Raw genomic sequence first — 17,758 nt, 5'->3', positions numbered from 1 at the left:
TCCGGTGTGCGCGTGCGGCGGATCGCCGGGGGACGCGGACCGTTCGTCGCACCGTTCGTCGACGCGATCGACCGTCCGCCGCAAGCCCCGCGTGCGCCCCCTGTCCCCGGGCGGCCCCCTGCGATGCCATACGGCCATGACGGCCGGACCCACGCTCAGAGACGGAACGACCGCCGAGCACGAGCTCGCCGCACTGCAGCGCGAGCACGGCAGGCCGCTCTTCGCGCTGCTGCTCCGGCTCTGCGACGGCGACCGCCAGCGCGCCGAGGACCTCGTGCAGGAGACCCTCGTACGGGCCTGGCAGCACCCCGAGGCGCTGCGCGCCGACGCCTTCGAGTCCGTACGGCCCTGGCTGCTGACGGTGGGCCGGCGGCTCGCCATCGACGCGCGCCGGGCGCGGCAGGCGCGACCGCCGGAGGTCGGGGACGCGGTGCTGGAGAACGCACGCGTCTGTGCCGATCACGCGGAACGGTCGGCGGCGACGCTCGATGTGCGGGAGGCTGTGAAGACTCTCACTCCGGAGCACCGTGAAGTCCTGGTGCTCGTGTACTTCCAGGGGGCGAGTGTGGCGGAGGCCGCGGCGGCCCTCGGTATTCCGCCCGGTACGGTGAAGTCCCGTGCCTATTACGCGCTCCGCGCCCTGCGCCGGGTGCTTCCGGGCTATGCGGCCGACCTGCGGTGAAACCAACTCCTTAGTCAAACCTCCGTAAAGCGCCTTGCTCAGGACCCTGGTTGAGTAATCGGCTGTCCTCATCCGTGTTCCGGACTGGGGGGCTCGGGGTTCCTGACGGAGCCTCGGGCCGGGCGACGCGCACGCACCGGAGGAAGGCAGGAAGGGATGCTGCACAGAGGTCAAGAGAGCACGGACGGCACCGGTGGCGGTGAACTCACCGTCCCCATGGCGTGGTTGTACGCCGAGTACATCGCCGACGAGTTGCTGCGGACCGGCGACCTGATGCCGCCGACATCCTTCGAGTTCCGCGCGGGTCGGGACGCGCTGGCGCTGACCATCTTCCTGTCCGACACGGACGGCGAGTTGTCCGGTATCCGCGTGGTGACCCAGTTGGAGACCTGGCTTTCGCTCACGGCGTACGACCAGCCGTGGCAGGACTGGGTCGCGACACGTATGTCCAGGTTGACGGCCGAGGCCGCCGAATCCGGAGCGGACGCACCGGACCTGGCGCTCGCGGAGGCCGCCTGGCGCTGGCTGGAGGAGACCGAGCTGCTCGCGCCGGATCTGGACGCGGTGCCGGGGCCGGGAGGCGGTCCGGTGACCGGTGAGGACGACGGACCGAAGGTCTGGACGCCCGCCTGGCAGCTGGGTCTGCCGCTCGGCCATCTCGCCATCCATCTTTTTTGAGATGGGACCAATCCGCGGGCCCGGCCGCTCCGAATCAGTTACTTGGGATTCTGTGTGCCTTGAGTGATTCGACTGTCTGGTGCGTACCGATGGGAGCAAGGAGTAACCCCACCCGCACCTAACGGCACGAGGATTCGGCATGAGGTCCCTGGAAAGGCATCGCGACGTCGGCGCGTACGCGCTCGGCGTGCTGGACGAGGCGGACGCCTTCCGCTTCGAGGATCACCTCATGGAGTGCACCAGTTGCGCGGCTCATGTGACCGAATTCGGTCCCGCCTCACGGCAGTTGATGCTGTACCGGCGTGCGACGCCGCGCTCTGTGCACCCCATGGCACAACCCGGTCCGCGGCTGCTGGACCGGTTGCTCGGCGAGGTGGCCTCGCGGCACCGGGCCGGACGGCGGCGGTTTCTGTACGCCGTGGCCGCCTCGGTGGTGTTCGCCGTGGGCGGTCCCGCGGTGGCGACGCTCGCCGCGCACGGCGACGGTGCCGTGCAACTCACGGCGACCGACGCCAAGTCGGGCGTGTGGGCGCAGGTCACGGCCGCGAACGAGAACTACGGCAGTGATGTGTCCCTGAAGATCAAGGACGGTGCGGGCCCCCGGTCGTGTCGTCTCGTGGTCGTCGGCCGCGACGGTTCCGAGCAGACCGTGACGAGTTGGATGGTGCCCGAGCACGACGCGACGATGATCACGATGCAGGGAGGCTCGGCGATGCACCCCACCGAGATCGACCACTACGACGTACGGACGGCCGACGGACAGCAGTTGGTACGGCTCATCTCGCACTGAACTCCCGGCCCGTGAGGGCCAGTTGCCGCATGGCCCGTGCGGAGGGGGTCCCCGGGTCCGCGGTGACGAAGACGACCTGCTGGTCGTCGTGCGGGACGGTGAGCACGTCGCAGTTCACGTGGAGCCGGCCCACCTTCGGGTGGGTGAGGGTCTTGGTGCGATGGCCGGGGGCGTGCACGGGACCGGTCTCCCAGATCGCTCTGAACTCCTCGCTCCCGGCGCGCAGTTCGCCCAGCAGACGGGCGAGTCCGGGGTCGTAGGGGTAGCGGTCGGCGGCGCGCCGCAGCCGGGACACCACGATGTGACCGAACTCCTCGGCACTGGAACTCTCCGGGGGCCGACCCAGGAAGCGCCGACGCGCCAGGTTGGGCCGCACGCCGAAATCACCGCCGAACACGGCACCCGCAAGCGGGTTCCAGGCGATGACGTCGTAGGTGGCATCGGTGACGACGGCCGCCGTGTCCGGGATACGGCACAGCAGGGCCGCCACATGCGGGCGGACGGTCCGCACCGGCGCGGCGAGCGGCGTCACTTGCGTCCCGGCCAGCCGGAACAGGTGGGTCCGCTCGGCCGGGGTCAGCCGGAACACTCCGGCGAGGGCGTCCAGGATGCGGGGCGACGGACGCGGGCCACGACCCTGCTCAAGGCGGGCGTAGTAGTCCACGGACATGTGGGCGAGTTCGGCGACCTCTTCCCGCCGCAGCCCGAGGGTCCGCCGGGACGGTTCACCGGCCAACCCCACATCGGCGGGCACGAGCAACTCCCGCCGCCCGCGCAGAAATCGGGCCAGTTCCTGTTTCCCGGTCACGGTGCCTCCCTCCGACGGCCGTCCGGCCACCCTCTGCCTGCCCTCCGGCTGCCAGGGATCGGTTGTCCCTGGTTCGGCGGCCCCGGCTGCGGAATCGTCGTCCCCATGAACGATTCCACAGCACTCGTCACCGGAGCCAACAAGGGCATCGGCAAGGAAATTGCCCGGCTGCTCGTCGCCGAGGGGTTCACCGTTTACGTCGGCTCGCGCGACGCGGGCCGGGGCGAACGGGCCGTAGCCGAACTGGGCGGCGGCGCAAGGCAGTTGATCCTCGACGTCACGGACACGGACAGCATCGCGGCGGCCGCACGCCAGGTGGACGCCCTGGACGTCCTGGTCAACAACGCGGGCATCATGGCCGGCGGAAGCCCGGCACCGGAGGCCGACCTCGACGACTTCCGCCGTACGTACGAGACGAACGTCTTCGGCGTCCTGGCCGTCACCAACGCGTTCCTCCCGGCCCTGCGCCGCTCACCGCGCCCCCGCATCGTGAACGTGTCCAGCGGCACCGGCTCCCTGACCTGGAGCGCCGACCCGGAGCGGGAGTTCGCCGCCCACGCCGGCGCGGGCGCCGCGTACCGCTCGTCCAAGTCGGCGCTCAACGCCCTGACCCTCTTCTACGCCCAGTCCCTCGCGGCGGAGGGCTTCAAGGTGAACGCGCTGGCCCCCGGCCTACGAGCGACGGACCTCAACGAACGGGCCGCCGCAAGCGACGGGGACCCGGCGGAGGCGGCACGGGGCGCGGTGGATCTGGCGCTGCTGCCGGACGACGGGCCGACGGGGCGGTTCCTGTCGTGGGACGGGACCGCTGTTCCGTGGTAGCTACTTGAGCAGTTTCGACATCCGCCGGTCCGCCAGCGGCTTGCCCCCCGTCTGGCAGGTCGGGCAGTACTGCAGGGACGAGTCGCTGAAGGAGACCTCGCGGATGGTGTCGCCGCAGACCGGGCAGGGTTCGCCGGTGCGGCCGTGGACGCGTAGGCCGCTCTTCTTCTCCGCCTTCAGGCGGCCTGCCGCTACGCCTCGGGAGCGTTCGATGGCTTCCGTCAGGGTGGTGCGCAGGGCCGTGTAGAGCGTGTGCGTTTCGGCCGGGGTCAAGGACGACGCGAGCTTGAAGGGGGACATCTTGGCCGCGTGCAGGATCTCGTCGCTGTACGCGTTGCCCACTCCGGCGATCAGGGTCTGGTCGCGGAGGGCGCCCTTGAGTTGGCGGCGTTCGTCCTTCAGGAGCGCGGCGAAGCGTGTCTCGTCGAAGTCGTCGGCGAGCGGGTCGGGGCCCAGGCGGGCGACGCCCGGGACCTGCCGCGGGTCGGCGACGACGTACACCGCGAGGCGTTTCTGCGTGCCCGCCTCCGTGAGGTCGAAGCCCTCGCCGTCCTCCAGGGCCACGCGGAGTGCGAGCGGGCCCTTGCCGGGGCGGGGCGGGCCGTCGGGGAGGCGGTCCTTCCAGTGCAGCCAGCCCGCGCGGGCGAGGTGGGTCACGAAGTGCGGGCCGCCGGCCGTCTCGACGTCCAGGAACTTGCCGTAGCGGTGCACGGCCACCACCTCGTGCCCCTCCAACGCGGTGAGCGGAGGGTCGTACGTCTTCAGGACGCTGATGGCGACGGGCAGTACCCGTACGATCTCGTGGCCGACGAGGTGTTCGGTCAGGAAGTCCTTCAGCGCTTCGACCTCGGGGAGTTCCGGCATACGTCCAGGGTGCCATCAGAGGCCCGTGGGGTCAGCTCAGGTGCGGTCCGGGACCAGGAACTCGCACCACACGCACTTGCCGCTGCCGCGCGCCTCCACGCCCCACACGTCCGTGAGCAGGTCGACAAGGAGCAGACCGCGTCCGGAGACACCGTTCTCGCCCGCCTCGCGTCGGCGCGGGAGGGCGCTGGAGGTGTCCTCGACCTCGACGCGGAGCCTCCGTTCGGTGCCGTTGAGGACCCTGAGGGTGACGATCGCGGAGCCCTCGGTGTGCATCAGCGCGTTGGTGATCAGCTCGTCGGCGACCAGCTCGACCTCGTCGGAGCGCTCGCCCGCGCCCCACGCGCGGACCGCGGCCCGGATCATGTGCCGCGCCTCGGTGAGGGCCTCGGAGTCGCCGAGGGCCACGTGCTGCTGGAGCCGCCCACCGGACTGCGGGGCGTCCAGGCCGCGCCGGCGCAGCAGGAGCAGCGCCACGTCGTCCTCGCCGCCGCGTTCCTCGGCCACGTCGATGAGCAGATCGGCGAGGTCGCGTACGTCGTCGGGGCCGGAGGCGATGAGCGCGGCGAGGGTCTGCATACCGTCGTCGAGGTCGGCCCCGGGCTGTTCGACGAGGCCGTCGGTGCACAGCAACAGGGTCTCGCCGGGGTCGAGTTCGATGGTGGAGACGGGATATTCGAGCCGCCCGAACTCGGCGGACAGGCCGAGCGGCAGCCCGCCCACGACGGTCATACGGCGCGAGGTCCCGTCCAACTGCCGGACCAGCGGGTCGATATGGCCGGCCCTGACCACCTGCACCACTCCGGTCGACAGGTCGACCTCGGCGTAGAGGCAGGTGGCGAAGCGCTCGGTGTCGAGTTCGTGGAGGAAGACGGAGGCGCGGGCCATCACGGTGGCCGGGGTGTGCCCCTCGGCGGCGTACGCCTTGAGGACGATACGCAGCTGCCCCATGACGGCGGCGGCGTGCGTGTCGTGGCCCTGGACGTCGCCGATGACCGCGCCGACCCGCCCGCCCGGCAGCGGGATCAGGTCGTACCAGTCACCGCCGATGTCCCGCCCGAGCTTCGCGGACCGGTAGCGCACGGCGACATCGGCGCCCGGCACACTGGGGATCGCGCGCGGCAGCATCGCCTGCTGAAGACCTTGCGCGAGGTCCTTCTCCTGCTCGTAGAACATGGCGCGCTGCAGGCTCTGCGCGATGCTGCTGCCCAGCGCGACGAGCACATTGCGCTCGTCCGCCGAGAAACCGCGCCGGTCGTTGTAGAGCAGACCCATCGCACCGATCGGCCGCGCCTGCGCGATCAGCGGCAGATAGGCGGCGGCGGTGATGTTCAGCTCGGTGATGTTCTGCCACAGGAGCGGATACCGCTCGGCGAACTCCTCCGGCGACTCGATGAACGCCGGCGCGAGGGTCCGTACGACCTCCCCCATCGGGTACGGCTCGTCGATCCGGGTGACCTCCGTGCCGGGCACGAAGCTGTCCTCGGGGCCCTCCGCGACCAGTCGGATACGGCCGGCCTCGACCAGGCCCATGACCAGGCTGGTCGCGCCGAGGTGGACGAGTCCGTGGGTGTCCTTGAGGACGTCGATGACGTCCTGAACGGTACGGGCGTGTGCGAGGGCGGCGGTGGTGAGCTGCACGACGTTGGTCTGCCGGCGCAGCGCCGCGTCCTGGGCGGCCTGCTCACGGCGGGCCGCGCTCTCGGCGAGTTCCTGGGTGGCGTCCCGGACGATGCCGATGATCCGGCGCGGGCGGCCTGTCTCGTCGCGCCGGATGTAGCCCTGGGTGTGGGTCCAGCGCAGGGTGCCGTCGCGCAGCCGCATGCGGAAGTAGGCGCCGTAGTTCTCGCTGCCGTCCTTCATGGCCTGGGAGACGAGGACGTCGAGCCGGTAGCCCTCCGGCGGCGGTACCCGGATCGCCAGCGACTCTGGGCGTCCGTCGTATTCGTCGGGGCGCAGGTCGAAGACCTCGTGGGCCTGGGCGTCCATGTGGAACAGGCCGTTGTCCAGGTCCCAGTCGAAGCTGCCCATGCGGTTGAGCGCCAGGATCGGGTCCGGGTGGGCGGGCCAGTCGTCCGGGAGTGACAGGGCGCTCGCTCCCCGATCAACCATGCAGCCCACCTTGCCAGGATTTGCCCGATTAATCGACTTGTCCGAGCGCTACGGCGGCACCCTGCGCGGTCAGCCGTCGAACACGTTCGTCGGGCTGTCGAAGATGCTGCCGGTGGTGGTGTCGTCGGGGATCAGCCCGCCGCCGTCGGGCAGGTCGGGGGTCTCCGGCACGCTCGGCGGGCCGATCTCGTCCGGGGAGTCCTGGCCCTGGGAGGGCTGCGACGCGGAGGGCGTCCCGGTGCTCGGGGTGGGTCCGCGCGGCGAGGGGGTGGACGTGCTGCCGGGCGGGCTGGTCGTCGGGGTGGCCGCGACGGTGGCGGCGGGGCAGTCCGTGGCGCCGGGGGACGCCGCCGTGTCGCCGGGTATGCCCGGGGTGACCGTGACGGTCGGGGAGACGCAGTCGGCCGAGCCCTCCGGGGTGGGACTGCCACCGGGCGACAGGCTCTCGTCGCTCGGCGAGGGGCTCGTACTGCCGCTCGGACTCCGGGAAGCGCTCGCACTGTCGCTCGGGCTCTGCGAGGGGCTCGTACTGGTGCCGGGCGAGACGCCGGACCCGCTGTCGTGCGGTCGCGGAGACGGCCCGGTGTGCGACGGCGTCGGCGTCGGCGTCACGTGCGGCGGCCGGGGTACGGCGTGGTCGTGATGGGGCCCGCGATGACCGAGGGGCCGTTCGATCCACGTGTTGTCGACGATGTCGATGATCGTGATGTTGGTGATCACCTGGGGTGCCGGGGTCACCACGACCACCTCGGCGGGCCGGAACCCGGCCCAGGGCCGACTGTCGTCTGCCATCGCACCCTGGCTCGCCGCGCCCGGCTTGAGCGGGTTGCCGCAGGCGCAGCGGACGCGGGGCACGCCCCGGTTGTCGACGAGGACCGCGGTACCGGACTGGAGGACCGACTGGAACCCGGTCACCCCCGCGTCCCGGAACCCGTGGTTGGTGACCTGGGTGTCGGCGCGCAGCACGACCGAGGTCAGTCCGCGCAGATAGCCGGGGATACCGCCCGGGGAGATCCCCTCGGCCTGTGCGAAGGCGCGGGCCTTGGCCTGGTCGCGGGTGAGATAGGAGATCTGCCGCTCGACGTCGCAGCTGCCGGTCCGCGCGGTCCCGCCGTACAGGCCGGGTGTGGCGCCGGAGACGCTACGCAGGTGGCCGGAGGGCGTGGACACGGTCCCCGTGGATGCCGCCTGCGGAGGCGCCGACCGCCGAGGTGTCGATTGCGGCGTTCGGGTGACCCGTGGTGGGACGCTCGGCGCGGTGGCCGTGGAGTCCGTGAAGGGGTCGGGGCCCTGTGCCGCGACGGGCTGCAGAAAGACCTCGCCGCTCGACTTCGTGCCCTTGCCGCCGTCGCCGCCGCAGCCGGCGACGAGGAGCGTCGCCGAGAGCGCGCAGGCCGTGGCGATGGTTCCGGTGGATGTGCGCACCGTGTTCTCCCGCCTCAAGCCGGGTGATTCGCCACTATTGTCTGCTTCACTCACTTGGGTTACGCAACCGGAGGCGTGGAACGCGGAGAGTGACGGTCCGCTCGGGCGCGACGATGGAGGGAGGAACGCACGGTCATGGCATGGTTCACGGCACCCGACTACTGGCTGAGCCGACTGGTCTTCCAGCGAGCCCTGGCCGGCGTCTACCTGATCGCGTTCCTCACGGCGGCCCGCCAGTTCCGCCCGCTGATCGGCGAACGCGGCATGCTGCCGGCCCCTCGCTTCCTCGCCCGGATGCCCTTCCGCCAGGCCCCGAGCATCTTCCGACTCCACTACACGGACCGCTTCTTCGCGGCCTGCGCGTGGACGGGCTGCGCGGTATCGGCAGCCCTCGCCGCCGGCCTCGACTCCCGACTGCCGCTCTGGGGAGGGATGTTGCTGTGGCTACTGCCCTGGGTCCTCTACCTGTCGATCGTCAACGTCGGCCAGACCTGGTACGCGTTCGGCTGGGAGTCACTGCTGCTGGAGGTCGGCTTCCTGGCCGTCTTCCTCGGCAACGGCAGGGTGGCCCCGCCGGTCGTGGTGCTGTTCCTGCTCCGCTGGATCCTGTTCCGGGTGGAGTTCGGCGCGGGCCTGATCAAACTGCGCGGCGACGCCTGCTGGCGCAAGCTGACCTGCCTGGACTTCCACCACGAGACACAGCCGATGCCGGGCCCGCTGAGCTGGTTCTTCCACCACCTCCCCCGCCCCCTGCACCGGGTCGAGGTAGCAGCCAACCACGTCACCCAACTCCTCGTCCCCGTCCTGCTGTTCACCCCTCAGCCGATCGCGACGGCCGCCGCGTCCCTGATGATCGCGACCCAGCTGTGGCTGGTCCTGTCCGGCAACTTCTCCTGGCTGAACTGGATCACCATCGTGCTGGCGCTGTCCGCGATCCGTTTCCCGCACACACCACCGCCCGTACCCGACCCACCCATCTGGTACGAGGTCGTGGTCTTCACGGTCGCGGCCTTGCTGCTCTGGCTCAGCCACCGCCCGGTCCGCAACATGATCTCCCGCCGCCAGATCATGAACCGCTCCTTCGACCCGCTCCATCTGGTCAATTCCTACGGCGCGTTCGGCACCGTCAGCCGCATCCGCTACGAGGTGGTGGTCGAGGGCACGGCGGACGACGTACCCCGCGAGGACTCCGGCTGGCGGGAGTACGAGTTCAGGGGCAAGCCGGGCGATCCGCGGCGCTGGCCACGCCAGTTCGCGCCGTACCATCTGCGGCTGGACTGGATGATGTGGTTCGCGGCCCTGTCCCCCGGCTACGCCGAGCCGTGGTTCGGCGCCCTGGTGGAACGCCTCCTGGAGAACGACCGGGACACGCTACGGCTGTTGCGCCGCTCCCCGTTCCCGCCCGACGCGCCCCCGCGCTTCGTCCGGGCCCGGCTCTTCCGCTACCGCTACACGAGCTGGCGGGAGTTGCGGGAGACCGGCGCGTGCTGGGAGCGGACGTTCGTACGGGAGTATCTGCCGCCGACACGCTTGGCGGCAGAAAGTCAGAGGCCGTAGACGCGGGTGGCGGTGCCCCCGAAGACGTCGGCGCGTTCATCCGCACCGAGGTCGTCCGTCAACTCACCTGCCGCATCGGCGACTTGGCCGTACGTCGCCGCCAGGGTGCAGACCGGCCAGTCCGAGCCGAACATCAGGCGGCTCGGACCGAAGGCGTCGAGGGCGGTGTCCGCGTAGGGGTGCAGGTCGTCCGTGCTCCACGTCTTCCAGTCAGCCTCCGTGACGAGGCCGGACAGTTTGCAGTACGTGTTGGGGAGCGCGGCGAGGGAGCGGAGGGAGGTCGCCCAGGGTTCCAGTTGTCCCGAGGCGACGGATGGTTTGCCCAAGTGGTCGAGGACGAAGGTGAGTTGGGGCAGGGAGGCGGCCACCTCCACGGCGGCCGGGAACTGGTGGGGCAGGACCAGCAGGTCGTACACGAGTCCCGCGTCGGCGACGGCGGTGAGGCCCCGGCGGACGTCCGGGCGCAGCAGCCAGTTCGGGTCGGGCTCGCCCTGCACCTGGTGGCGGATGCCCTTGAGGTAACGGCCGCCGGGAAGTTCGCGCAGGCGGGCCAGTTCGTCGGTGATGTCCGGGCGGGTGAGGTCGGTCCAGCCGACGACTCCGGCGATCAGGTCGTGCGCGTCGGCGAGGGCGAGGAACTCCGGGGTCTCCTCGGCGACGGTGATCGTCTGGACGAGGACGGTCCGGTCGACGCCGGCCGCGCGGGCCTCGGGTTCGAGGTCGGTGACGGTGAAGTCCCGGCGCAGGGGCTGGAGTTCGGGGCCGGTGATCCAGTCCTGGTCGCGGACCGAGAGATCCCAGACGTGGTGGTGGGCGTCGACCGTCATGGCAGCTCCCATACGACGGGCAGGCCGGCGTCGGCGCCCTGGCTGGAGTAGTCGTGCACCACGTTGAGGAGCTGGGCCATGCGGGCCTGCCAGGCCACGTTCACCGGGAGCTGGTCCAACTCGGCGAGCAGGCGGCCGTAGTCGTCGCATTCCAGGACGTGGAAGAGGTCGGTGCCGCTGCGCCAGATCGTCCAGGAGGTGGCACCCGCGGCGCGGATCGCGGCGGTGAGTTCCTTGGGGACGTCGAGGTGGGCGCTCTCGTACTCGGCGATGCGGTCGGGGCGGACCTTGGTGTGCAGGGCGACTCTCATGACGGCTCCTCGGACGGTTCCTCGGTGAGGGCGAGGTCCAGGTCGGGAACTGGAGCGTCGGCGGACAGGAGACCTGTGTCCCGAAGTTCCTGCCAGAACGCGGCCGGCACGGCAACGGCGAACTGCTCGGCGCAGTCCCGCACTTCGGCCGCCGACCGGGCCCCGACCAGGACACTCGCCACAGCCGGGTGAGCCGCGCAGAAAGCCAGGGCGGCCGCGCGCAGCGTGATGCCATGACGCTCGGCCACTGCCTTCATACGCAGGGCGCGGTCCAGCAACTCCCCTGGCACCTGGGCGTAGTTGTACGTCGCATCCGGCTTCGGGTCCGCCAGCAGACCGGAGTTGAAGGCCCCACCGATGACCACCGACTTGCCGCGAGCGACGGCCGCCGGGAGCAGTTCGGCGAGGGCGCTCTGGTCGAGCAAGGTGTAGCGCCCGGCGCACAACACGACATCCACGTCCGTATCCTGGACGAACCGGGTGAGCATCCCGGCCTGGTTCATGCCCGCGCCGATCGCGCCGACGACGCCCTCCGCGCGGAGCTTCTCCAGGGCCGGATAGCCCTCGCGGAAGGCCTGTTCGGCGTGTTCGTCGGGGTCGTGGAGGTAGACGATGTCGACGTGGTCGAGGCCGAGCCGTTCCAGGCTGGCGTCCAGGGTGCGGCGTACTCCGTCGGCGCTGAAGTCCCAGACGCGGCGCTGTGTGGCGGGCACGGCGAAGCCGTTGGCGAGGTCGTCGCCGGTCACCGTCTCCACGGGTTCCAGGCGTCGGCCGACCTTCGTGGAGATCGCGTACTCCGCGCGCGGGCGGTCGCGCAGCGCGGCTCCGAGCCGGCGCTCGGAGAGGCCGATGCCGTAGTGGGGCGCGGTGTCGAAGTAGCGAATCCCTTGCTCCCAGGCCGTGTTGACGGCCAGGTGCGCCTGTTCGTCGTCGACCTCGGTGAACAGGTTACCGAGCGGGGCGGCACCGAGGCCGAGCCCGCCGACCTCGACCCCGCTCTCCCCGAGGGCGCTCACTGGCCCACCGGCCGCAGGCGCAGGCCCTGCATGCCGCCGTCCACGGCGAGTGACGTGCCGGTGGTGGCGCCGGACAGCGGGCTCGCCAAGTAGGCGATGGCGCTCGCGACTTCGGCGGCCGAGACGAGGCGGCCGGAGGGCTGGCGGGCGGCCAGGGCGGCGCGTTCTGCGGCCGGGTCGGGAGCCGAGTCGAGGAGGCGGCCGACCCAAGGGGTGTCCGCCGTACCGGGGTTGACGCAGTTGACGCGGACGCCCTCGCGGAGGTGGTCGGCGGCCATGGCGAGGGTGAGGGAGTACACGGCGCCCTTCGTGGCGCTGTACAGGGCGCGTTGAGGCAGTCCCGCCGTGGCCGCGATGGAGCAGGTGTTGACGATCGCCGCGTGGGACGACTCGCGCAGGTGCGGGAGCGCGGCCCGGGCGACGCGGACCATGCCGAGGACGTTCACGTCGAAGACGCGGTGCCACTCCTCGTCGTCGTTGTCCTCGACGGTGCCCTGGGCGCCGATGCCCGCGTTGTTGACCACCACGTCGAGTCCGCCGAGGTCGGCGACGGCGGAGGCCACGGCCTGTCGTACGGAGGCGTCGTCGGTGACGTCGGCGCGGTAGCCGAGCAGCGGCTTCTCGACGGAGGAGGGGTCGAGATCGAGCACGGCGACCAACGCGCCGCGTTCGGCGAGGAGTTCGGCGGTGGCCCGGCCGATGCCGGAGGCGCCGCCGGTGACCAGGGCCTTGAGGCCCTCGAAGTCGGTCATGCCGCGTGTCCCTTCTGGCGGTCGAGGTCGGCGGCCCAGAAGGTGCCGCCGGGGAACGTGTAGCGCGCGATGGACTCGGGCCGCATGGTGGCCGAGAACCCGGGTGCGGTGGGTGCCATGTAGTGACCTTCGCGGATCACCACCGGATCGAGGAAGTGGTCGTGCAGATGATCGACGTACTCGATGACGCGGTCGTCAGTGGTGCCGGAGACGGCGAGGTAGTCGAACATCGAGAGGTGCTGCACGAGTTCGCACAGGCCGACCCCGCCCGCGTGCGGGCAGACGGGGACGCCGAACTTGGCGGCCAGCAGCAGGATCGCGAGGTTCTCGTTGACGCCGCCCACGCGCGCCGCGTCTATCTGGAGGATGTCGAGAGCCCCGGCCTGGAGCAACTGCTTGAAGACGATGCGGTTTTGCACGTGTTCGCCGGTGGCGACCTTGACCGGGGCGACGGCCGCGCGGATGGTGGCGTGGCCCAACACGTCGTCGGGGCTGGTGGGTTCCTCGATCCAGTACGGGTCGAACTCGGCGAGTGCCTTGGTCCAGCGGATCGCCTCGGCCACGTCCCAGCGCTGGTTGGCGTCGATCGCCATCCGAATGTCGGGCCCGACCACCGAACGGGCCACCCTGCAGCGGCGGATGTCGTCGTCTAGGTCGGCGCCGACCTTCAGCTTGATCTGCCGGAAGCCGTCGGCGACGGCCTGCGCCGCGAGCCGGGTGAGCTTCTCGTCGTCGTAGCCGAGCCACCCGGCAGAAGTGGTGTAGGCGGGGAAGCCGCGCTCCAGCAGGATGTTCCTACGGCCGTCCGCGGCCGCCCTGCCGCGGCGCAGGATGTCCAGCGCCTCGTCCGGGGTGAGCGCGTCGGTGATGTACCGGAAGTCGATCTGGCTGACGAGCCATTCGGGTTCGGCGTCGGCGAGGAGCTGCCACAGGGGTTTGCCGGCGCGCTTGGCGGTGAGGTCCCAGGCCGCGTTGATCACGGCGCCGATCGCCATGTGCATCACGCCCTTCTCGGGCCCCAGCCAGCGGAGTTGGCTGTCGCCTATCAGCTCGCGGTTCAACGACCCCGGATCCGCGCACAGTTCGTCGACCGACCGGCCGATCACATGGTGGCGCAGCGCGTCGATCGCGGCGACCTGGACATCGTTGCCCCGCCCGATGGTGAAGGAGAATCCGTGCCCCTCGTGCCCGTCGGCCGCGTCGGTGCGCAGCACGACGTACGCGGCCGAGTAGTCCGGGTCCGGGTTCATCGCGTCGGAGCCGTCGAGCTCGCGCGAGGTGGGGAAACGGATGTCGTAGGTGTCGACCGCGGTAACGCGGGCGGGGGTCGGGGACACGGAAGGCCTTTCGGTCGGGTACAGGGATCCGGTGCCGTGCGGGTGCCGGAGGCCGGTGGGGTCAGTCCTGGGCGCGGCCGGTCGTCACGCGGGCGATCATGAGGGCGACCAGGATGATCCCGCCGTAGATGGCCTGGATCCAGAAGGACGGGACCTGGGCGAGGGTGAGGAGGTTCTGGACAACTCCCAGGAGGAGTACGCCCGTCAGTGCGCCGAACATGGTGCCCTTGCCGCCGTCGAGGCTGATGCCGCCGATGACCGCGGCCGCCATCACGGTGAAGATCATGTTGTTGCCCTGGTTGGCGCTGATCGCGCCGACGTAGCCGGTCTGCATGATGCCGCCGACCGAGGCGAGGACGCCGGCGACGACAGACACGCCGAGGAGCATCCGGTCGACGCGGATGCCGGCCGCGCGGGCCGCCTCCTGGTTGCCGCCGATCGCGTACAGGGCGCGTCCGACGCGGTGGTACTTGAGCACGAACCCGGCGATCGCGAAGCAGACCGCGGCCAGCCACACCGACATCGGGACGTTTAGGAAGGTGCTGGTGGCCAGGGTGAAGAAGGAGTCGGGCATGCCGAACAGTGTCTTGCCCTTGGTCGCGCCGACCAGCAGACCGCGCAGCACGATCAGCATGGCGAGGGTGACGATGAAGGCGTTGAGCTTGAACTTCACCACGAGGATGCCGTTGAAGGCGCCGATGATCCCGCCGACCACGAGGATCGCGACGAGGGCGAGCGGGGCCGACCATTCCGTGCCCCAGCCGGACTCCGCCGACGGCAGGACCAACAGGGCGCCGATGGCGGGCGCGATGCCGACCACCGACTCCAGGGACAGGTCGATCTTGCCGGTGATGAGGATCAGCGACTCGGCGAGGACCACCATCGCGAGCGCGGCGGAGGCGCCCAGGATGGAGATCAGGTTCCGTTCGGTGAGGAACGAGTCGTTGACGATCGCGCCGAGCACCAGGAGCACCAACAGGGCCGGTACAAGGGCGAGTTCACGGGCCCGGCGGAGCAGGACCGTGCGGGCCGAGCCCGCCCCGGTGGCGCGTGGGGCGGCGAGCGGCGGGGCCGCCTTGGTGTCAGCCATGGTCCACTCCTTCGATGGAGGCGATCAGCTCGTGGTCGCGCCAGCCCGCCGGGTGCTCGGCGACGACACGGCCGTGGAAGAGGACGAGGACGCGGTCGCAGCGCCGCAGGTCGTCGAGTTCGTCGGAGACGACGAGCACGGCGGTGCCGTCGTCGCGGGCGCTGTCCATGCGGGCGAGCAGTGACTCCTTGGACTTCACGTCGACGCCCGCGGTGGGGTTGATGAGGACCAGCAGCCTGGGCTCGGAGGCGAGCGCTCGGGCCATGACGACCTTCTGCGCATTGCCGCCGGACAGGTCGGAGACGGGCTGCTCGGGGCCCTCGGCGTGGATGTCGAGCCGGTCGATCAGCTCGGTCGCGAAGCCGCGCTTGCGCTCGGTGCCGACGAACCCGAAGCGGCCGAGCCGGTCCAGGACCGTCATCGTGGCGTTGTCCCCGATGGACATGCCGAAGACCAGCCCCTGCCCGTGCCTGTCGCGCGGCACACAGCCGACACCGGCCTTCAGAGCCGCCTGCACATCCCCGAACGGCAGCTTCTCGCCGTCGAGTTGGGCGGTCCCGTCGGTCGGCGTGTACAGCCCGGTGAAGGACTCGGCCAGTTCGATCTTGCCGCTGCCGCTGGATCCGGCGAGTCCGACGACCTCGCCCCGGCGGACGGTGAGGTCGACGTTCTCGTACGACTCGGAGGTGAGCCCGTGCGCGTCGAGGAGGACGGGCGCCTCGGTGTCCAACTCCCTGAGCTGGACCTCCAGTTCGGCGATCGACTCACCCGCCATGGCCTCCACCAGGGCCCGGCGCGGGAGGTCGGCGACCGGTGCGGTGGTGATCCAGCGGGCGTCGCGCAGCACGGTGACGGTCTGGCACACCTCGTACACCTCCTGGAGGTGGTGCGAGATGAACAGGAAGGTGACACCGGACTCCTGGAGCGCCCGCATGCGGGTGAAGAGGCGCTCGATCTCCCGGTTGTCGAGCTGGGCGGTCGGTTCGTCGAGGACGATGAACCGGGCGCCGAAGCTCAACGCCCTGGCGATCTCCACCATTTGGCGGTCCTCGACCTTGAGGTCGGCCGTGCGTGCCTCGGGGTCGACGTGTACGTCCCAGGTGTCGAGGAGTTCGGCGGCCTCGGTGCGGAGCCGGCGCCAGCTGATGATTCCGCTCCGGGACTGCGGTTGCCGGTTGATGAAGAGGTTCTCGGCGACCGTCAACTCAGGGACGACCGTGGGCTTTTGATAGACGCAGGCCACCTTGGCGCGCCAGGCGTCGCGGTCGGTGAGCGCGGGCGCGGGCTCGTCGTCGAAGCGGACCGTGCCCTCGTCGGGGGCCTGGAGTCCGGTGAGGACGGTGACGAGGGTGGACTTGCCGGCGCCGTTGCGGCCGACGAGGGCGTGGGACTCGCCCGGCAGTACGGTCAGTCGGCCGTCGGCGAGGGCGACGGTGGGGCCGTACCGCTTGACGATTCCCGTCGCCTCCACCAGCGGAGTGGTCACTGGAGTGCTCATTTGACCGTGTTGCCCCAGAGCTTGGCGTCGTCGACGTTGTCCTTGGTGACCAGGGGCGCGGGCAGCTGGTCCTCAAGGATGCCGCTGGGCAGCTTGACGATCGTGGAGTCGTGGTCGGTGGGGCCGGGCTTGAAGGTCTTCCCCGCCATCGCGGCCTTGATGTAGTACATGCCGTACTTGGCGTAGGCGTCGGCCGGCTGGGAGACGGTGGCGTCGATCTCGCCCTTGCGGATCGCGTCGAACTCCTGCGGGATGCCGTCGTTCGAGACGATCGTGATGTGCCCGGCCTGGCCCGCCTTCTTCAACAGGCCCTTGGACTTGAGGGTTTGGAGGGTGGGCGCGAGGTAGACGCCCCCCGCCTGCATGTAGATGCCCTTGATGTCGGGGTTGGCGTTGAGGAGCGTGTCGAGCTTGGAGGCCGCGGTGTCGGACTCCCACTTGGCGGGGATCTCCAGGACCTTGAGCTTCGGGTACTTCTCCTTGACGCAGGCCCTGAACGCCTCCGACCGGTCACGGCCGTTGACCGAGGCGAGGTCGCCCATGATCTGCACGACCTTGCCGCTGGTGATGTGCGCCCCGAGGTATTCGCAGGCCTTCTCGCCGTACGCGACGTTGTCGGCGCGCACGACCATCGCGACCTTGCCCTTGTCGGGCGCCACGTCGACGGCGACGACCGGTACGCCCTTGCGCTCGGCCTGGTCGAGGCCGGCTTCGATGGCGGCGCTGTCCAGCGGGGCGACGACCAGGCCCTTGACGCCCTGGTTCAGCTCGTTGTTGATGTCGGTGATCTGCTGCGAGGGGTCGCTGTTGGAGTTGACCGTCTTCAGTGCCTGGACACCTTCGGACTTCGCCATCTTCGGCACGTAGTCGTTGTACGACTGCCAGAACGGCGAGGTCAGCAGGGGCAGGATCACCCCGACCTTGCCCGTGCCGCCCCCGCCGGCGCTGGACGCGCCGGTGTCCTTGGTGCTGCCGCATGCCGTGAGCGCGAGGGTGCCGCACGCGGCCGCAGCCGTCGCACGCACCGCCCACGAGGAGAAACGCCTGCCTTGTCGTCCGTTGCGCACTGTGCTGCCGGCCATCTGTCGGGCTCCTCATCGAGCGTGTTCGAGCAGTTGCCGGAATATTTATCAGACCACTTCGGGGCTACAACACCCTCAGGAGCCAAATTTTCGCGGTTTCTAGCCGT

Annotated in this window: 17 protein-coding genes; 5 read left to right on the top strand and 12 right to left on the bottom strand. The window is 70.4% G+C overall.

Going from position 1 to position 17,758, the window contains the following annotated elements; all coding sequences use genetic code 11:
* Positions 1–136: 136 nt before the first annotated feature.
* The 3 genes from ACGFY9_RS20970 to ACGFY9_RS20960 all read left to right on the top strand — a co-directional run bounded on the left by ACGFY9_RS20970 (position 137) and on the right by ACGFY9_RS20960 (position 2,150).
* Positions 137–682: a sigma-70 family RNA polymerase sigma factor gene (locus ACGFY9_RS20970; RefSeq protein ID WP_393037343.1), complete on the top strand. Its 546-nt coding sequence runs from the start codon at positions 137–139 to the stop codon at positions 680–682.
* A 156-nt stretch (positions 683–838) separates the two neighbouring features.
* Entirely contained in the window at positions 839–1,360 is a 522-nt protein-coding gene (locus ACGFY9_RS20965) for a hypothetical protein (protein ID WP_033279047.1), read from the top strand.
* A 139-nt stretch (positions 1,361–1,499) separates the two neighbouring features.
* Positions 1,500–2,150 (top strand): zf-HC2 domain-containing protein, encoded by a 651-nt coding sequence (locus ACGFY9_RS20960; RefSeq protein WP_393756101.1) that lies wholly within the window; start codon positions 1,500–1,502, stop codon positions 2,148–2,150.
* On the opposite strand, the gene ACGFY9_RS20955 is transcribed toward ACGFY9_RS20960, so the two are convergent.
* A complete protein-coding gene (locus ACGFY9_RS20955) occupies positions 2,137–2,958 on the bottom strand; it encodes a helix-turn-helix transcriptional regulator (RefSeq protein WP_393756099.1) in 822 nt (273 codons plus the stop codon). The genes ACGFY9_RS20960 and ACGFY9_RS20955 overlap by 14 nt on opposite strands.
* Positions 2,959–3,063: 105 nt before the next feature.
* On the opposite strand from ACGFY9_RS20955, the gene ACGFY9_RS20950 reads away from it, so the two are divergent.
* Positions 3,064–3,780, top strand: coding sequence for an SDR family oxidoreductase (locus tag ACGFY9_RS20950; RefSeq protein ID WP_393756098.1), 717 nt, complete (start codon positions 3,064–3,066; stop codon positions 3,778–3,780).
* On the opposite strand, the gene ACGFY9_RS20945 is transcribed toward ACGFY9_RS20950, so the two are convergent.
* From ACGFY9_RS20945 to ACGFY9_RS20935, 3 genes are all read right to left on the bottom strand, one after another.
* The gene (locus tag ACGFY9_RS20945) at positions 3,781–4,644 is read right to left on the bottom strand and encodes an Fpg/Nei family DNA glycosylase (protein WP_393756096.1); all 864 of its coding nucleotides are present in this window, start codon (positions 4,642–4,644) and stop codon (positions 3,781–3,783) included. It lies immediately after the preceding gene.
* A gap of 36 nt (positions 4,645–4,680) precedes the next feature.
* Positions 4,681–6,756 carry a SpoIIE family protein phosphatase gene (locus tag ACGFY9_RS20940; RefSeq protein WP_393756094.1) on the bottom strand — a complete coding sequence of 692 codons (2,076 nt, stop codon included), beginning with the start codon at positions 6,754–6,756 and terminating at the stop codon, positions 4,681–4,683.
* 69 nt (positions 6,757–6,825) lie between these two features.
* On the bottom strand, positions 6,826–8,181 hold the full coding sequence (locus ACGFY9_RS20935; RefSeq protein ID WP_393756092.1) for a DUF6777 domain-containing protein: 1,356 nt from the start codon (positions 8,179–8,181) through the stop codon (positions 6,826–6,828).
* Positions 8,182–8,316: 135 nt separating this feature from the next.
* Between ACGFY9_RS20935 and ACGFY9_RS20930 the strand changes: the two genes are divergently transcribed.
* A complete protein-coding gene (locus ACGFY9_RS20930; protein WP_393756090.1) occupies positions 8,317–9,738 on the top strand; it encodes a lipase maturation factor family protein in 1,422 nt (473 codons plus the stop codon).
* On the opposite strand, the gene ACGFY9_RS20925 is transcribed toward ACGFY9_RS20930, so the two are convergent.
* The 8 genes from ACGFY9_RS20925 to ACGFY9_RS20890 form a co-directional block, all read right to left on the bottom strand.
* Complete coding sequence (locus ACGFY9_RS20925; protein ID WP_393756088.1) at positions 9,726–10,565, bottom strand: amidohydrolase family protein; 840 nt, start codon at positions 10,563–10,565, stop codon at positions 9,726–9,728. The genes ACGFY9_RS20930 and ACGFY9_RS20925 overlap by 13 nt on opposite strands.
* A complete protein-coding gene (locus tag ACGFY9_RS20920; RefSeq protein WP_393756086.1) occupies positions 10,562–10,876 on the bottom strand; it encodes an L-rhamnose mutarotase in 315 nt (104 codons plus the stop codon). Before ACGFY9_RS20920 ends, ACGFY9_RS20925 begins: the two co-directional genes overlap by 4 nt.
* Complete coding sequence (locus ACGFY9_RS20915; RefSeq protein ID WP_393756084.1) at positions 10,873–11,892, bottom strand: aldo/keto reductase; 1,020 nt, start codon at positions 11,890–11,892, stop codon at positions 10,873–10,875. Before ACGFY9_RS20915 ends, ACGFY9_RS20920 begins: the two co-directional genes overlap by 4 nt.
* Positions 11,889–12,644: an SDR family NAD(P)-dependent oxidoreductase gene (locus tag ACGFY9_RS20910; protein WP_393756082.1), complete on the bottom strand. Its 756-nt coding sequence runs from the start codon at positions 12,642–12,644 to the stop codon at positions 11,889–11,891. The genes ACGFY9_RS20915 and ACGFY9_RS20910 overlap by 4 nt, the downstream gene beginning before the upstream one ends.
* Positions 12,641–13,981 carry an L-fuconate dehydratase gene (locus ACGFY9_RS20905; RefSeq protein ID WP_393756080.1) on the bottom strand — a complete coding sequence of 447 codons (1,341 nt, stop codon included), beginning with the start codon at positions 13,979–13,981 and terminating at the stop codon, positions 12,641–12,643. The genes ACGFY9_RS20910 and ACGFY9_RS20905 overlap by 4 nt, the downstream gene beginning before the upstream one ends.
* Before the next feature lie 61 nt (positions 13,982–14,042).
* A complete protein-coding gene (locus tag ACGFY9_RS20900; protein WP_393756079.1) occupies positions 14,043–15,071 on the bottom strand; it encodes an ABC transporter permease in 1,029 nt (342 codons plus the stop codon).
* A complete protein-coding gene (locus tag ACGFY9_RS20895; protein ID WP_393756077.1) occupies positions 15,064–16,569 on the bottom strand; it encodes a sugar ABC transporter ATP-binding protein in 1,506 nt (501 codons plus the stop codon). Before ACGFY9_RS20895 ends, ACGFY9_RS20900 begins: the two co-directional genes overlap by 8 nt.
* On the bottom strand, positions 16,566–17,651 hold the full coding sequence (locus ACGFY9_RS20890) for a sugar ABC transporter substrate-binding protein (protein WP_393756075.1): 1,086 nt from the start codon (positions 17,649–17,651) through the stop codon (positions 16,566–16,568). The genes ACGFY9_RS20895 and ACGFY9_RS20890 overlap by 4 nt, the downstream gene beginning before the upstream one ends.
* Between the last annotated feature and the right edge of the window lie 107 nt (positions 17,652–17,758).

The sequence above is a fragment of the Streptomyces sp. NPDC048504 genome (genome assembly GCF_043200035.1).
Lineage (GTDB): Bacteria > Actinomycetota > Actinomycetes > Streptomycetales > Streptomycetaceae > Streptomyces.
Note: the sequence above shows the minus strand (reverse complement) of the source record. Positions and strands in the feature narration are given on the sequence as shown.

What these genes read in the sequence shown, in the direction of transcription:
- ACGFY9_RS20920 (WP_393756086.1), bottom strand. Translation starts at nt 10,876, where the DNA reads ATGAGAGTCGCCCTGCACACCAAGGTCCGCCCCGACCGCATCGCCGAG.
- ACGFY9_RS20945 (WP_393756096.1), bottom strand. Translation starts at nt 4,644, where the DNA reads ATGCCGGAACTCCCCGAGGTCGAAGCGCTGAAGGACTTCCTGACCGAA.
- ACGFY9_RS20900 (WP_393756079.1), bottom strand. Translation starts at nt 15,071, where the DNA reads ATGGCTGACACCAAGGCGGCCCCGCCGCTCGCCGCCCCACGCGCCACC.
- ACGFY9_RS20950 (WP_393756098.1), top strand. Translation starts at nt 3,064, where the DNA reads ATGAACGATTCCACAGCACTCGTCACCGGAGCCAACAAGGGCATCGGC.
- ACGFY9_RS20965 (WP_033279047.1), top strand. Translation starts at nt 839, where the DNA reads ATGCTGCACAGAGGTCAAGAGAGCACGGACGGCACCGGTGGCGGTGAA.
- ACGFY9_RS20910 (WP_393756082.1), bottom strand. Translation starts at nt 12,644, where the DNA reads ATGACCGACTTCGAGGGCCTCAAGGCCCTGGTCACCGGCGGCGCCTCC.
- ACGFY9_RS20970 (WP_393037343.1), top strand. Translation starts at nt 137, where the DNA reads ATGACGGCCGGACCCACGCTCAGAGACGGAACGACCGCCGAGCACGAG.
- ACGFY9_RS20925 (WP_393756088.1), bottom strand. Translation starts at nt 10,565, where the DNA reads ATGACGGTCGACGCCCACCACCACGTCTGGGATCTCTCGGTCCGCGAC.
- ACGFY9_RS20960 (WP_393756101.1), top strand. Translation starts at nt 1,500, where the DNA reads ATGAGGTCCCTGGAAAGGCATCGCGACGTCGGCGCGTACGCGCTCGGC.
- ACGFY9_RS20890 (WP_393756075.1), bottom strand. Translation starts at nt 17,651, where the DNA reads ATGGCCGGCAGCACAGTGCGCAACGGACGACAAGGCAGGCGTTTCTCC.
- ACGFY9_RS20930 (WP_393756090.1), top strand. Translation starts at nt 8,317, where the DNA reads ATGGCATGGTTCACGGCACCCGACTACTGGCTGAGCCGACTGGTCTTC.
- ACGFY9_RS20895 (WP_393756077.1), bottom strand. Translation starts at nt 16,569, where the DNA reads ATGAGCACTCCAGTGACCACTCCGCTGGTGGAGGCGACGGGAATCGTC.
- ACGFY9_RS20940 (WP_393756094.1), bottom strand. Translation starts at nt 6,756, where the DNA reads ATGGTTGATCGGGGAGCGAGCGCCCTGTCACTCCCGGACGACTGGCCC.